11 protein-coding genes are annotated in these 14,353 nt (G+C 74.1%); 9 read left to right on the top strand and 2 right to left on the bottom strand.

Translation table 11 applies throughout. The features are described from left to right. Positions 1-84 precede the first annotated feature (84 nt). Complete coding sequence (locus tag IH25_RS0109110; RefSeq protein WP_245172736.1) at positions 85-1,527, top strand: aminotransferase class I/II-fold pyridoxal phosphate-dependent enzyme; 1,443 nt, start codon at positions 85-87, stop codon at positions 1,525-1,527. Beyond that, entirely contained in the window at positions 1,524-2,573 is a 1,050-nt protein-coding gene (locus IH25_RS0109105; protein WP_030605817.1) for an MBL fold metallo-hydrolase, read from the top strand. The genes IH25_RS0109110 and IH25_RS0109105 overlap by 4 nt, the downstream gene beginning before the upstream one ends. A 27-nt stretch (positions 2,574-2,600) precedes the next feature. Here the strand turns inward: IH25_RS0109105 and IH25_RS0109100 are convergent, their stop codons facing one another. Together IH25_RS0109100 and IH25_RS0109095 are read right to left on the bottom strand one after the other, a co-directional pair. Next, positions 2,601-3,221, bottom strand: coding sequence for a DedA family protein (locus IH25_RS0109100; RefSeq protein WP_030605815.1), 621 nt, complete (start codon positions 3,219-3,221; stop codon positions 2,601-2,603). Beyond that, entirely contained in the window at positions 3,218-3,991 is a 774-nt protein-coding gene (locus IH25_RS0109095) for an MBL fold metallo-hydrolase (protein WP_030605813.1), read from the bottom strand. Before IH25_RS0109095 ends, IH25_RS0109100 begins: the two co-directional genes overlap by 4 nt. 84 nt (positions 3,992-4,075) lie before the next feature. Here IH25_RS0109095 and IH25_RS0109090 point away from each other — a divergent pair, with 84 nt between their 5' ends. From IH25_RS0109090 to narI, 7 genes are all read left to right on the top strand, one after another. Next, positions 4,076-4,507 carry a hypothetical protein gene (locus IH25_RS0109090; protein ID WP_387877821.1) on the top strand — a complete coding sequence of 144 codons (432 nt, stop codon included), beginning with the start codon at positions 4,076-4,078 and terminating at the stop codon, positions 4,505-4,507. A 138-nt stretch (positions 4,508-4,645) separates the two neighbouring features. Then, the gene (locus IH25_RS0109085) at positions 4,646-6,757 is read left to right on the top strand and encodes a phage holin family protein (protein WP_107058354.1); all 2,112 of its coding nucleotides are present in this window, start codon (positions 4,646-4,648) and stop codon (positions 6,755-6,757) included. Positions 6,758-6,873: 116 nt separating this feature from the next. Next, the gene (locus tag IH25_RS0109080; RefSeq protein ID WP_030605806.1) at positions 6,874-7,737 is read left to right on the top strand and encodes a helix-turn-helix domain-containing protein; all 864 of its coding nucleotides are present in this window, start codon (positions 6,874-6,876) and stop codon (positions 7,735-7,737) included. 101 nt (positions 7,738-7,838) lie between these two features. After that, entirely contained in the window at positions 7,839-11,522 is a 3,684-nt protein-coding gene (locus tag IH25_RS0109075; protein WP_030605804.1) for a nitrate reductase subunit alpha, read from the top strand. Then, on the top strand, positions 11,522-13,117 hold the full coding sequence (gene narH / locus IH25_RS0109070) for a nitrate reductase subunit beta (protein ID WP_030605802.1): 1,596 nt from the start codon (positions 11,522-11,524) through the stop codon (positions 13,115-13,117). The genes IH25_RS0109075 and narH overlap by 1 nt, the downstream gene beginning before the upstream one ends. Then, entirely contained in the window at positions 13,117-13,611 is a 495-nt protein-coding gene (gene narJ / locus IH25_RS0109065; RefSeq protein ID WP_030605801.1) for a nitrate reductase molybdenum cofactor assembly chaperone, read from the top strand. The genes narH and narJ overlap by 1 nt, the downstream gene beginning before the upstream one ends. Beyond that, a complete protein-coding gene (gene narI / locus IH25_RS0109060) occupies positions 13,608-14,330 on the top strand; it encodes a respiratory nitrate reductase subunit gamma (RefSeq protein ID WP_030605799.1) in 723 nt (240 codons plus the stop codon). Before narJ ends, narI begins: the two co-directional genes overlap by 4 nt. Positions 14,331-14,353 lie beyond the last annotated feature (23 nt).

The raw sequence follows: 14,353 nt of genomic DNA, 5'->3' as shown, positions 1-14,353 counted from the left end.
ACCGGCACCATCCGCCCCGCGAGCACCGGACCCGGAACGCACGCTCGGAGCAAGACACGGCACCACCCACTCGCGGAGGCGGACATGCGGCGGACGGACCCGGAGCGGGACCCCCGGGACGACCGGGACCCCGCCCCGCGCGGGGAGAACTCCGGCCCCGCTCATGGCGGGGACGCCCCGGCCCCCGTTGCCCGCGGTGAGGGTGACGGCTCCGCCCACCGCAGGGACGGCCAAGGACCCGCGCACCGCCGGGACGGCCAAGGCCCCGCTCGGCGTCGGGAGGATCACGGACCCGTTCGCTACGGTCCGCCGCTTCCCGACGACGGGCTGCCCGTGCTGCCCGAGCTGTCCGCCGTGCTCGCCGCCGCGGCGGGCCGTGCCGACGCCCAGCCCGTCGGCGGTGCCCCCGCCCTGCTGGAGGCGGCCTGCGGTTACTGGACCCGGCGCGGACTGCCCTGCGTCCCCGACCGGATCGCCGCCGGTCCCGGCGCCCCCGCGCTGCTGCTCGCCATCACCGCCGCGCTGGCCGGAGAGGGCGCCGACATCCTCGTACCCCGCCCCTGCGCGGCCTGGTGGGCGCCGTACGCCCGGCTCCTCGGCCGGTCCGTCTTCCATGTGCCGACCCCCGCCGAGAGCGGTGGCGTCCCCGACCCCTACGCCCTGCTGGAGACCGTGCGCCGGGTCCGCGCCGAGGGCGGCGACCCACGGCTGCTGGTGCTGTCCGTCGCCGACGACCCCACCGCCACCGTCGCCCCGCCCGAACTGCTGCACGAGACCGTCGAGGCCGCCACCGCCGAGGGCCTCCACCTGGTCAGCGACGAGACCTGGCGCGACACCCTGCACGCACCGCACGAGACCGTCCTGCTCAGCCCGGCCGAGATGTGGCCCGACGAGGTCACCGTCGTCACCGACCTGGCCGGCGCCCTGCTGCCCGCCGGCTGGCCCGCCGCCGTCGCGCGCTTCCCGGCCACCCCGGCCGGACGGCGGCTGCACGCGCGCGTGCTCGACGTCCTCACCGCCCTCGGCGCGCGGCTCGCCGTACCGGTCGCCGCCGCGGCCTGCTACGCCCTCGACGAGCCACCGCCCGTCACCGAGCGCCGGGAGGCCACCGTCCGGCTGCACGCGCGCGTGGCCGCCGCCGCGCACTCCGCCGTGGTCGCCGCCGGCGCGCTCGCCCGGCCCCCGCAGGCCGGCCGCCACCTGTACGCCGACCTCGCGCCGCTGCGCGAGCCGCTGGCCGCCCGAGGGGTCGGGGACGCCCAGGACCTGGAGGACCTTCTCACCGCCCGGCTCGGCATGCCCGCGCCCGGCGGCCACCGCTTCGGCGACGACCTCGGGGCCCTGCGCGTACGGCTCGCCACCGGACCCCTGCTGGGCGGCACGGACGAGGAGCGCACCGAGAGCCTCGCGTCCCCCGCACCGCTGGAACTGCCCCACGTGCGAGACGCGTTGGTCTCCTTGATGTCGGCGATGTCGGCCTTCGACGATCTCCGCGACGACGCTCAGCGATGGGAGCCTCCTCGATGACGCAGCAGACGCATGAGCCCGGCCCGGCCACGACGACCACGGCACCCGGGGTGCCGGAACCGCTCGCCGGCCCTTTCCCGCCGCTGGCCGAGCCCCGCCCGCTGGGCGAACGCCGGGTCTGGCCGCGTACCTTCCACGACCGGCTGACCGCGCCGCTGCCCGGCCTGAAGGCCCTCGCCCGCTTCGCCCGCGAAGGCGCCGTGCGCCCCGGCCCCGACGGCCTCGCCGACATCCCCCGGCTGCCGTACGAACCGGGCCCGCTGCCCCGCGTCGACACCCGCACCCTCGCCGTCACCTGGGCGGGACACGCCAGCTGGGTCGTGCGGATCGGCGGGCTGACCGTCCTGACCGACCCGGTCTGGTCCCGCCGCATCCTCGGCACCCCGGCCCGCGTCACCCCCGTGGGCGTGCCCTGGGACGCCCTGCCCCCCGTCGACGCCGTCGTCATCAGCCACAACCACTACGACCACCTGGACGCCCCCACCCTGCGCCGGCTCCCGCGCGACACCCCCGTGTTCGCACCCGCGGGCCTCGGCGGCTGGTTCCGCCGCCGCCGGTTCACCCGCGTCACCGAGCTGGACTGGTGGGAGGGCGCCGAACTGTCCGGCACCCGCTTCGACTTCGTCCCCGCCCACCACTGGTCCAAGCGCACCCTGACCGACACCTGTCGCAGTCTGTGGGGCGGCTGGGTCCTCACCGCCCCGGACGGACAGCGCCTGTACTTCGCCGGCGACACCGGCTACGGCCACTGGTTCTCCCGCATCGGACGCCGCTACCCCGGCATCGACCTGGCCCTGATGCCCATCGGCGCCTACGACCCCCGCTGGTGGCTCAGCGACGTCCACTGCGACCCCGAGGAGGCGGTCCAGGCCACCCTGGACCTCGGCGCCCGCCGCATGGCCCCCATGCACTGGGGCACGTTCATCCTCTCGGCGGAACCGGTCCTCGAACCGCTCACCCGGGTCAGGGCCGCCTGGGAGAAGGCGGGGCTGGAGCGCGAGGACCTGTGGGACCTCCCGGTCGGCGCGTCGAGAGTCCTGGACTGAGGACCGCCCCGCTCGGTCCCGGCGGCCTCACCCGGCGGCCCGGACCCGCCGCCACACCCCGGGCACCGCGCTGATCAGGACCGTCAGCACCACCGCCACCACGACCCCCTCCCACGGCTGCTCGAACAACGAACCCCCCACGACCCCGATCACCTGGTATGTGGCCGCCCAGGCCAGACACGCCGGCAGGTTCCCCCGCGCGAACCTGCGCGGCGGCCACTCGGCCATCAGACACGCCAGCATCACCGGTATCCGCCCCGCCGGCAGGAGCCGGGACAGCACCAGCACGGCGGTCCCGTGCCCGGCCAGCTTCTCCCGCGCCTGGGCCAGCCGCTCCTCCGGCGCCCGGGCGCGGATCGCCGCCAGCCAGCGCGAGCCGCTCCTGGACCGCATCCCGCGCCGGCCCAGCCAGTACAGCGCCGCGTCCCCCAGGAACGCGGCCAGCGACGCCGTCACGAACACCAGCGCCGACGCATACGGCGCCCGCTGGTGGAACGCGACCACCGCCGCCGAACTCACCAGCGCGCCCGTCGGCACCACCGGCACCAGCGCCCCGATCAGCACCAGCAGGAACAACGACGGATAGCCCGCCGCCTGCTGCGTGGACTCGGGGGTCAAGGCGGCCGACGCGGCGGCGAGCCAGGTCACCGCGCGACCTCCAGCCGCACACTCTCGCCGTGCGCCAGCTTGTGCACCGCCACCCCGGGCGCGGCCACCGCCGCCAGCCGTACGAACTCGTCGCCCGGCGCGTGGAACTCGTGCGGGCGCACCGCGTCCATGCCGATCGGCCAGTACGTCCCGTAGTGCACCGGCACCGCGACCCGCGGCGCCAGCCGGGCCAGCGCCCGCGCCGCCCGCCCCGCGTCCAGGTGCCCCTCCCCGAGGTACGGCCCCCAGCCGCCCACCGGCAGCAGCGCCGCGTCCACCGGCCCGACCCGCTCGGCCATCTCGTCGAACAGCCCGGTGTCACCGGCGAAGTAGGTCCGTGCCTCGCCCTCCACGACGTACCCCAGCGCGGGGGAGCGGCGCGGGCCCACCGGCAGCCGCCGCCCGTCGTGCAGCGCCGGCACCACCCGCACCAGCACCTCGCCCACCCGCACCTCGTCGCCGGGCGCCACCTCGGTGATCCGCAGCTGCCGCAGCCGGCGCAGTCCGGGCACGGCCCGTGGTGCGCCCCGGGGCACGAGCAGGCGCGTGCCCGGGGCGAGGCAGGCCAGCGAGGGCAGGTGCAGATGGTCGGCGTGCAGGTGCGAGACCAGCGCCAGATCGGCGCGGCGGGCCCCGGCGGGCGGCACGGCACCCCGGCGGCGGCGCAGGTGCGCCAGCCGGCGGGCGAACAGGGGATCGGTCATCACCCGGATGTTCGTATCCTCCACCACACAGGTGGCGTGACCCCACCAGGTGATCTCCACCGGCACCTTCTTCCGCCTCCTTCGCGCGACTCCCCGAAGCCTACGGGCAGGAGTAGGGTCGGCGGCGAAAACGGGAGGTGAGGGGACGCCATGAGACAGCCGCGAGGGGCTTTCGGCACGCTGACGCCGGTGCGGGTCACCGCCATCGCGAGCCTGACGCCCCTGGAGGAGCTGGAGGCCGACCCCTTCCTGGTGGACTCCCGCAGCCAGTACGCCATGTGTGCCCGCTGGGCCGCCGAGCGCGGCTACGTCATCGCCCGGGAACTCCTCGTCGGCGGTCTGCGTTTCGATCACTGCGAGCTGTGGGAGGGCGTGCGCCCCGGGGTGGACGTGTTCGTCGCGCCCAGTCTGCGGGTGCTGCGCCGGGCCCTGTCGTCGGTGGAGGAGTTCACCGCCGAGTGCGCGCGCCGGGGCGTGCGCGTGGAGACGGTGGGGCGCGCCGAGCCGTCGTACGACGCGCAGATGAAGGCCCGGGTGCACCGCCGCCTGTCCATGCCGACGGCCGGCTACGACGGCCGCTGACCCCGGTCCGTCCGGGCCGCCGGCGTCCCGTGTGACAAGGTGGGACCGGGCCCGACCGGCCCGCTTGGAGCGTAAGGAGGGTCCTCCTGGCCCGCGGGGCGGGAAGGGCCGGGTTGTGAGGTGTACGGCGTGCGGGGCATGCGGTGGCGGCGGATCGCCCGTCAGGTCGGGCGAAGCGTCGCCGTATGGGCGGTCTCCACGGCCACCATGCTGGTCCTCGCCGGGCTCCTGCCCGACTTCCGGCTCCAGTCAGCCGACGGCGACAACGTCACCACCATCGCCCTGGCCGCCGCCTGCGGGGCGGGAGCCTTCGGCATCCTGTCGGCCGTGGTCTGGCCGCTGCTGGTCCGGCTGCTGCTGCTCGTGCCGGCGCTGGTCCTCGGCCTGCTGGTCTTCTTCCTCAACGGCTCCCTGCTGCTGCTCGCCCTGCGCGTCAACCCCTCCGGCCGGGGCGAGGCCGCGCCCGAGACCGCGGTCATCGTGGCGGCGGTGATGTCCGCCGTCGCCTCCGCGACCGGCGGGGCCCTCGCGGTCCGCGACGACGAGGCCTACCGCCGCCGGCTGCACCGCCTCGCCACCCGAGGCCGCCGGGCCCACCCGCCCTGCCCCACCGCGCCCGGCCTGGTCTGCGTCCAGCTCGACGGCGTCGGCCACGACGTCCTCATGAACGCGGTCCGCGAGGGCCTGATGCCGACGGTCGCCCGCTGGCTGGCATCGGGCGGATCCACCCACCAGGAGCCCGCCCACCAGGAACCCACCCACCGCCTCACCCCCTGGCGCACCGACTGGTCCAGTCAGACCGGTGCCAGCCAGCTCGGCATCCTGCACGGCAGCAATTTCGACGTGCCGGCCTTCCGCTGGTACGAGAAGGACCGCGGCGAGGTGATGGTGTGCAACCGGCCGACCAGCGCGGCCGAGCTCCAGCGCCGCGCCGCCCTGCGCACCCGTGACGACGGACTGCTCGCCGTCGACGGCGCCAGCCGCGGCAACCTCTTCAGCGGCGGCGCCGGCGAACAGGCGCTGGTGCTGTCCATCGCCACCCGCCGCCGCGGCCGGGACAACCGCTCCCGGGCCGGCTACTTCGCCTACTTCTCCGACCCCGCGAACGCCGTCCGCACCGCCCTGTCCTTCGTCGCCGAGGTGGCCCGCGAGATCGGCCAGTCCACCCGGGCCCGGCTGGGCCGGCAGCGCCCGCGGGTCGGCCGGGGCGGCCTGTATCCGCTGGTCCGTGCCTTCGCCACGGTCGTCGAACGGGACGTCGTCGTCGCCGCGGTGATGGGCGACATGCTCGCCGGCCGCACCGCCGTCTACGCCGACCTCGTCGCCTACGACGAGGTCGCCCACCACTCCGGCCCGCACGGCCGCGACGCCGAGCAGGTCCTGCGGCGCCTCGACCGCTGCCTGGCCCTGCTGGAGCGGGTCGCCGAGCACGCCCCGCGCCCGTACCGGATCGTCGTGCTGTCCGACCACGGGCAGAGCCCCGGCGAGACGTTCCGCGCCCGCTACGGCCTCACCCTCGGCGACCTGGTCCGGGCCGGCTGCGGGCTGCCCGTGCCGCGCCGGGCCGAGCAGACGCACAGCGGTGCCGAGGCCCGCGCCGCCGTGCGCGCCGCCCTGCGCCGCCCGGTGGAGGAGAAGGGCGAGCACCACCGCCCGGCCCGCCGCCGCGAACCCGTCGTGCTGGCCTCCGGCAACCTCGGCCTGATCTCCTTCCCGGACGTCCCGCACCGGATGACCAAGGAGGAGATCGACGCCCGCCACCCGGCCCTGCTCACCACCCTCGCCAACCACCCCGGCATCGGCTTCCTGCTGGTGCGCAGCGAGCGGCACGGCGGCGTGGTGCTCGGCGCGCACGGCGCCGAGATCCCGCTGGACCGGCTGGACGAGGAGCCGGGCCCGCTGGCCCGCTTCGGCCCCGGCGCCGCCGACGCCATCCGCCGCACCCACTCCTTCCCGCACACCGCCGACATCATGGTCAACTCCGCCTACGACCCCGCCGACGGCGAGGTGCTCGCCTTCGAGGAGCAGATCGGCTCGCACGGCGGTCTCGGCGGCGCCCAGTCCCGCCCGTTCCTGCTCTCCCCGGTGGACCTGACCCCGCCGGCCGCCGACGGGACGGAACCGGTCGGCGCCGAGCGGATCCACCGCATACTGCGCCGCTGGCTGGACGAGCTGAACGGCCCCCAGGTACCGCTGACGCCCGCCGCCGAGGAGGAAGAGGAGGGCGCGGAGGAGGAAAGGGCCGCCTGATTCCGGCCACGGCCCACCGGCCCCACCGTGCTCGCAGGCTAGGCCATATGTGCGACAGCGCGATCGCATGACAGACTGCTGCCCGCGTTCATCGGCGCGTAGGGGAGGGCGTGGCTGTGAGTGAGCGGCGGGCTGCGCCCACCGTGGGCCAGGTGGTGCTCGGCAAGCGGTTGCAGGAGCTGCGGGAGGCCGCAGGGCTCAGCCGCGAGGAGGCCGCCCGGGTCCTCAGGGTGGCCTCGGCGACCGTACGGCGGATGGAGACGGCCGAGGTCGCGCTGAAGATCCCCTACGTGCAGGTGCTGCTGACCACCTACGGGGTGCCGGACGAGGAGGCCGGCGCCTTCGTCCGGCTGGCCGAGGAGGCGAACCAGCCGGGCTGGTGGCAGCGGTTCCACGACGTGCTGCCGGACTGGTTCAGCCTGTACGTCAGCCTGGAGGGCGCCGCCCGGATCATCCGCTCCTACGAGCCGCACTTCGTCCCCGGCCTGCTCCAGACCGAGGACTACGCACGGGCGGTGATGGAGGCGGGCACCGTCGGCCACACCTCCCCGGAGACGGTCGACCGGCATGTGTCGCTGCGCATGGAACGGCAGCGGCTGCTGGACCGGAAGGACCCGCCCCACCTGTGGGTGATCATGGACGAGACGGTGCTCAGGCGCCCGGTGAGCACCGACCCCAAGGTGCTGCGGGACCAGCTGGACCGGCTGCTGGAGTACGCCGAGCGGGACCGGGTCACGCTCCAGATCGCCGAGTTCGCCGCGGGCCCGCACCCGGGGACGTACGCGCCGTTCACGCTGTTCCGGTTCGCCGAACCGGAGCTGCCGGACATGGTGTTCACCGAGTACCTGACCGGCGCGCTCTATCTGGACGCGCGCCGCGAGGTGGCCGCGCACCTGGAGGTGCTGGACCACATGACGGCCCGCGCCGCGTCCGCCCAGCGCACCCGGAAGCTGCTGCGGGAGTACCGCGAGAGTCTGTGACCCGGCCCGCCGCCCGGCGTGACCCGTACGGGTCCCCGGACAGGTGCCCTGCCGGGCCGGCCCCTAGGTTCTGAGTACGGGGGTGAACCTAGGGAGCGCATGTGACCGACCCGCGGAGACCGCCCAGGGAGCCCGGCGCGGCCCTGCTGTCCGCCGGCCGCTTCTTCCGGCCCGGCACGCCCGCGCCCGACCTGCACAGCGTCACCCTGACCGGCGGCCGGCAGGCGGACGCCTTCTACCGGGACCGGTGGAGCCACGACAAGGTGGTGCACTCCACCCACGGCGTGAACTGCACCGGCTCCTGCCGGTGGAAGGTGTACGTCAAGGACGGGATCATCACCTGGGAGACCCAGGAGACGGACTATCCCTCGGTGGGCCCGGACCGGCCCGAGTACGAGCCGCGCGGCTGCCCGCGCGGCGCCGCGTTCTCCTGGTACACCTACTCGCCCACCCGGGTCCGCTACCCCTATGTCCGGGGCGTGCTGCTCCAGATGTACCGGGAGGCGAAGCAGCGGCTGGGAGACCCCGTGCTGGCCTGGGCGGACATCCAGAACGACCCCGAGCGGCGCCGCCGTTACCAGCGGGCGCGCGGCAAGGGCGGCCTGGTGCGGGCGCGCTGGGAGGAGGCGGTGGAACTGGTCGCCGCCGCGCAGGTGCACACCATCAAGACCTACGGCCCGGACCGGATCGCCGGGTTCTCCCCGATCCCGGCGATGTCGATGGTGTCGCACGCGGCCGGCGCCCGCTACCACTCGCTGATCGGCGCGGCCATGCTGTCGTTCTACGACTGGTACGCCGACCTCCCGGTGGCCTCCCCGCAGGTCTTCGGCGACCAGACGGACGTACCGGAGTCGGGCGACTGGTGGGACGCCGCCTATCTGATCCTGTGGGGCTCCAACGTGCCGGTGACCCGCACCCCGGACGCGCACTGGATGGCGGAGGCGCGCTACCGGGGACAGAAGGTGGTGGTGGTCTCACCGGACTACTCGGACGCCACCAAGTTCGCCGACGCCTGGCTGCACCCGCACCCGGGCACGGACGGCGCGCTGGCCCTGGCGATGGGCCATGTGATCCTCAAGGAGTTCTTCGTCGACCGGCAGACGCCGTTCTTCACCGACTACGTACGGAAGTTCACCGACCTGCCGTTCCTCGTGACGCTCACCGAGCGGGACGGGGCGTGGGTGCCGGGGAAGTTCCTGCGCGCCACCGACATCGGCGAAGGCGGGGAGGGCGCGGAGTGGAAGACGGCCGTCCTGGACGAGACGACCGGCCGCGCGGTGGTGCCGAACGGCTCCCTGGGCTTTCGCTGGACCGAGTCGGGCGAGGGCCGCTGGAACCTGGAACTGGGTGACATCCGGCCCCGGTTGAGCCTGTACGGCAGCGAGGTCGCGGTGCCGGTCCAGGTGCTGCTGCCCCGGTTCGACACCGAGGGCGGAGCGCACGGGCAGGGGCGGGGCGAGGTGCTGCGGCGCAGCGTGCCGGCCACCCGGCTGGGCGGCGCGGACGGCCCGCTGGTGACGACCGTCTACGACCTGCTGCTGGCCCAGTACGGGGTGGCCCGCCCCGGAATGCCCGGCGACTGGCCCGCCTCCTACGACGACGACCGCACCCCGGCCACCCCCGCCTGGCAGGAGACGCACACCTCCGTCCCGGCCGCCCAGTGCGTGCGGATCGCCCGGGAGTTCGCCCGGACCGCCGAGCGCTCCCGCGGCCGCTGCATGATCATCATGGGGGCGGGCACCAACCACTGGTTCCACTCCGAGACGATCTACCGCGCCTTCCTGGCCCTGCTGAAGCTCACCGGCTGCCAGGGCCGCAACGGCGGCGGCTGGGCGCACTACGTGGGCCAGGAGAAGTGCCGCCCGGTGACCGGCTGGGCGACGCTGGCCGCCGCCTCCGACTGGTCCCGCCCGCCCCGGCAGGCGATCGGCACCGGGTACTGGTACCTGCACACCGACCAGTGGCGCTACGACCGCTTCGGCGCCGATGTGCTCGCCTCCCCGCTCGGCGAGGGCCGGTTCACCGGGATGACCGCCGCGGACTGCCTGGCGCTGTCCGCCCGCGCGGGCTGGATGCCGTCGTACCCCACCTTCGACCGCAACCCGCTCGACCTGGGCGAGGTGAGCGGCGACCCGGTGGCCGAGGCGGTGGCCGCACTGCGCGCCGGCACGCTGGGGTTCGCCTGCGAGGACCCGGACGCCCCGGAGAACTGGCCGCGCGTGCTGACCCTGTGGCGGGCCAATCTGCTGGGCTCCTCGGCCAAGGGAGCCGAGTACTTCACCCGGCACCTGCTGGGCACCCACTCCTCGCTGCGCGCGCGGGAGGCCGCGCCCGGCGAGCGGCCGAGGGACGTGACCTGGCGGGAGCGGGCGCCGGAGGGCAAGCTCGACCTGCTGCTGTCGCTGGACTTCCGGCACACCTCCTCCACGCTGCTGTCGGACGTGGTGCTGCCGGCCGCGACCTGGTACGAGAAGCACGACCTGTCCTCCACCGACATGCACCCCTTCGTGCACGCGTTCACCCCGGCCGTGGACCCGCCCTGGCAGGCCCGCACCGACTTCGACACCTTCAAGGCGCTCGCGGAGAAGCTCAGCGAACTGGCCGTGGACCACCTGGGCGTCCGCAAGGACCTGGTGGCGAGCCCGCTCCAGCACGACACCCCGGCCGAGACCGCCCAGCCGGGCGGGGTGGTGCGGGACTGGAAGCGCGGCGAGTGCGCCCCCGTACCCGGCAGGACCCTGCCGGACCTGACCGTCGTGGAACGCGACTACACCGCGATCGCCGCCAAGTTCGCCGCCCTCGGCCCGCTGGTGGAGCAACGCGGCCTCGCCGTCAAGGGAATCACCCTGCGCCCGGACGTGGAGGTGGCCGGGCTGCGGAAGTCGAACGGCACCGGCTACCAGGGGCGGCCGTCGCTCGACACGGCCGTGAAGGCGGCGAACACCATCCTCGCCCTGTCCGGCACCACCAACGGCCGTCTGGCCACCGAGGGTTTCCGCACACTTCAGCGGCGCACCGGGCGGCCGATGGCCCATCTCGCCGCCGAACACGAGGGCAAACGGGTCACGTACGCCGACACCCAGGCGGCGCCCGTGCCGGTGATCACCTCGCCGGAGTGGTCGGGCAGCGAGTCCGGCGGCCGGCGCTACACCGCCTTCACCCTCAACACCGAGCACGGCAAACCCTGGCACACCCTCACCGGCCGCCAGCACTTCTTCCTCGACCACGACTGGATGCACGAACTCGGCGAGGCCCTGCCGGTGTACCGGCCGCCGCTGGACATGCACCGGCTGTTCGGCGAACCGCGCCTCGGGCCGGATGGGGAGCGGGAGGTGACGGTGCGTTACATCACCCCGCACAACAAGTGGTCGATCCACTCCGAGTACCAGGACAACCTGTTCATGCTGGCCCTCTCCCGGGGCGGACAGACCGTCTGGATGTCCCCGCAGGACGCCGACGCGATCGGGGCCGCGGACAACGACTGGGTGGAGGCGGTCAACCGCAACGGCGTGGTCGTGGCCCGCGCGATCGTCTCGCACCGCATGCCGCCCGGCACCGTCTACCTGCACCACGCGCAGGAGCGCACGGTGAGCGTGCCGAGGACGGAGACCACCGGGATGCGCGGCGGCATCCACAACTCCCTGACCCGGCTGCTGCTCAAGCCGACCCATCTGATCGGCGGCTACGCCCAGTTGTCCTGGGCGTTCAACTACCTGGGTCCGACGGGGAACCAGCGCGACGAGGTGACGGTGATCCGCCGCCGCGGCCAGGAGGTCGAGTACTGATGCGCCCGATGGCCCAGATCGCGATGGTGATGAACCTCGACAAGTGCATCGGCTGCCACACCTGTTCGGTCACCTGCAAACAGGCGTGGACCAACCGGCGCGGCATGGAGTACGTCTGGTTCAACAACGTGGAGACCCGCCCCGGGCAGGGCTATCCGCGCCGCTACGAGGACCAGGACACGTGGCGCGGCGGCTGGGAGCTGAACCGGCGCGGCGCGCTCACGCTCAAGGCCGGCGGCCGGTTCCGGAAGCTCGCCGGGATCTTCTCCAACCCCCGGCTGCCGGAGATCAAGGACTACTACGAACCCTGGACCTACGAGTACCGCAACCTCACCGACGCCCCGCTCGGCGACGACTACCCGGTGGCCCGGCCGGTGTCGTCCGTCACCGGGGAGCCGATGAAGATCGAGTGGTCCTCGAACTGGGACGACAACCTCGGCGGCGCCCCCGCCTACGGCGACCTGGACCCGATGGTCGAACGCCTGCGCCAACAGGCCTCCGAGCAGGTGCGGTTCGCCTACGAGCAGACGTTCATGTTCTATCTGCCCCGGATCTGCGAGCACTGCCTGAACCCCTCGTGCGTGGCCTCCTGTCCGTCCGGGGCGATGTACAAGCGGGCCGAGGACGGCATCGTCCTGGTCGACCAGGACCACTGCCGGGGCTGGCGGATGTGCGTGACCGGATGCCCGTACAAGAAGGTGTACTTCAACCACGCCACCGGCAAGGCCGAGAAGTGCACCCTGTGCTATCCGCGGATCGAGGTCGGCCTGCCGACGGTGTGCTCGGAGACCTGCGTGGGCCGGCTGCGCTACCTCGGGGTCCTGCTGTACGACGCCGACAAGGTGACCGCCGCCGCCTCCGTATCCGACGAAAAAGACTTGTACGAGGCCCAGTTGGGGGTGTTCCTCGACCCGGACGACCCCGCCGTGCTGCGCGCCTGCGAGGACGCCGGCATCCCGCGCGAGTGGACCGAGGCCGCCCGCCGCTCGCCGGTGCACGCGCTGGTCAGCCGGCACCGGGTGGCGCTGCCGCTGCACCCCGAGTACCGGACGATGCCGATGGTCTGGTACATCCCGCCGCTGTCGCCGGTGGTGGACGCCCTGTCCGCCACCGGGCACGACGGGGAGGACGCGGGCAACCTGTTCGGCGCCATCGACACCCTGCGCATCCCGCTGGAGTACCTGGCGGAGATGTTCACGGCGGGCGAGACCGGGCCGGTGCGGGCCGCGCTGGAGAAGCTCGCCGCGATGCGTTCCCACATGCGGGCGCTCAACCTCGGCGAGAGGCCGGACCCGGCGATCGCCTCGTCGGCCGGTATGGGCCCGGCCGACGTCGAGGCCCTGTACCGGCTGCTGGCCCTCGCCAAGTACGAGGAGCGCTACGTCATCCCGACCGCCGCCCTCGGCGACGCCCGCCGGCTGGAGGAGTCGGCGGTGCCCGCGGAGTGCAGCCTCGACCACGCGGGCGGTCCCGGCATGGGCGGCGACGGGCCGTTCGGCCGGGACTCCGGCCGCAGACGGCTCCCGCTGGTGTCGGTGGAGAACTTCCACCGGCTGCGCAGACGGCAGACCTCGGACGAGGCGGAGGAGGCCTGATGCCCTCGGACGCGGTGCTCTACCAGGCGGCGGCCCTGTGCCTGACCTACCCGGACGACGACCTGATCGCCCGGCTGCCGCTGCTGCGCGAAGCCGCCCCGCAGCTAAGGCAGTTCACCGACCACGCGGCCGTCACCCCGCTGCCGGACCTGGCCGCCCACTACGTGGAGGTCTTCGACCTCAGGAACCGGCACAGCCTGTACCTGAGCTGGTGGCACGACGGCGACACCCGGCGGCGCGGGATGTCCCTGGTGCGCTTCAAGGACGTCTACCGCCGGCACGGCCTGGAGTTCAGCGGCGAGGAGCTGCCCGACTTCCTGCCGGCCGTGCTGGAGTTCACCGCGCGGACCGGTGACACCGGCCTGCTGACGGAGCACCGCACCGGCCTGGAGCGGCTGCGCACCCGGCTGGGCGCCTGCGCCACCCCGTACGCGGGCGTCCTGGACGCGGTCTGCGCCGCCCTGCCCGCCGCCCACCCCGGAGCACGCCGATGACCGTCCTGCTGTGGGGCGCCCTGCCCTACGTCGCCCTCGCCCTGCTGGTGGCCGGCCTCGTCTGGCGCTACCGCTACGACAAGTACGGCTGGACCACCCGCTCCTCGCAGGTGTACGAGTCACGGCTGCTGAACATCGCCTCCCCGGTCTTCCACTACGGCATCCTGTTCGTGCTGGCGGGGCACCTGGTGGGGCTGTTCGTGCCGGTGTCCTGGACGCAGGCGTTCGGCGTGGACGAGCACGCCTACCACCTGCTGTCGCTGTACGGCGGGACGGCGGCCGGGGCGCTGACGGTCGCCGGGATCGCCCTGCTCGTCTACCGCCGCCGCACCCGCGCCCCCGTCTTCCGGGCCACCACGGCCAACGACAAGGCGATGTACCTGCTGCTGATCGGCGCGATCGCGTTGGGCATGGCCGCCAAGCTGACGCACACCGGTGGCAACGGGTACGACTACCGGCGGACCATCGCGCCCTGGGCACGCGGCCTGTTCACCCTCCGGCCGGAGACGGGGCTGATGACGGGCGTCCCGGTGCTGTACCAGGTGCACGCGGTGGTGGGCATGGTGCTGATCGCGTTCGTGCCGTACAGCCGGCTGGTGCACATGTTCAGCGCGCCGGTGCAGTACCTGTTCCGGCCGTACGTGGTCTACCGCACCCGGGACCCCCGGCAGCTCGGCCCGCGACCGGAGCGGCGGGGCTGGGAGCGCCCGGGCGGCTGAGCGCCCCGGGAACGCCGCGGGCC

The organism is Streptomyces achromogenes subsp. achromogenes, assembly GCF_000720835.1.
Lineage (GTDB): Bacteria > Actinomycetota > Actinomycetes > Streptomycetales > Streptomycetaceae > Streptomyces > Streptomyces achromogenes.
The sequence above is the reverse complement of the archived record's forward strand: the minus strand, read 5'-3'. Positions and strand labels throughout refer to the sequence as shown.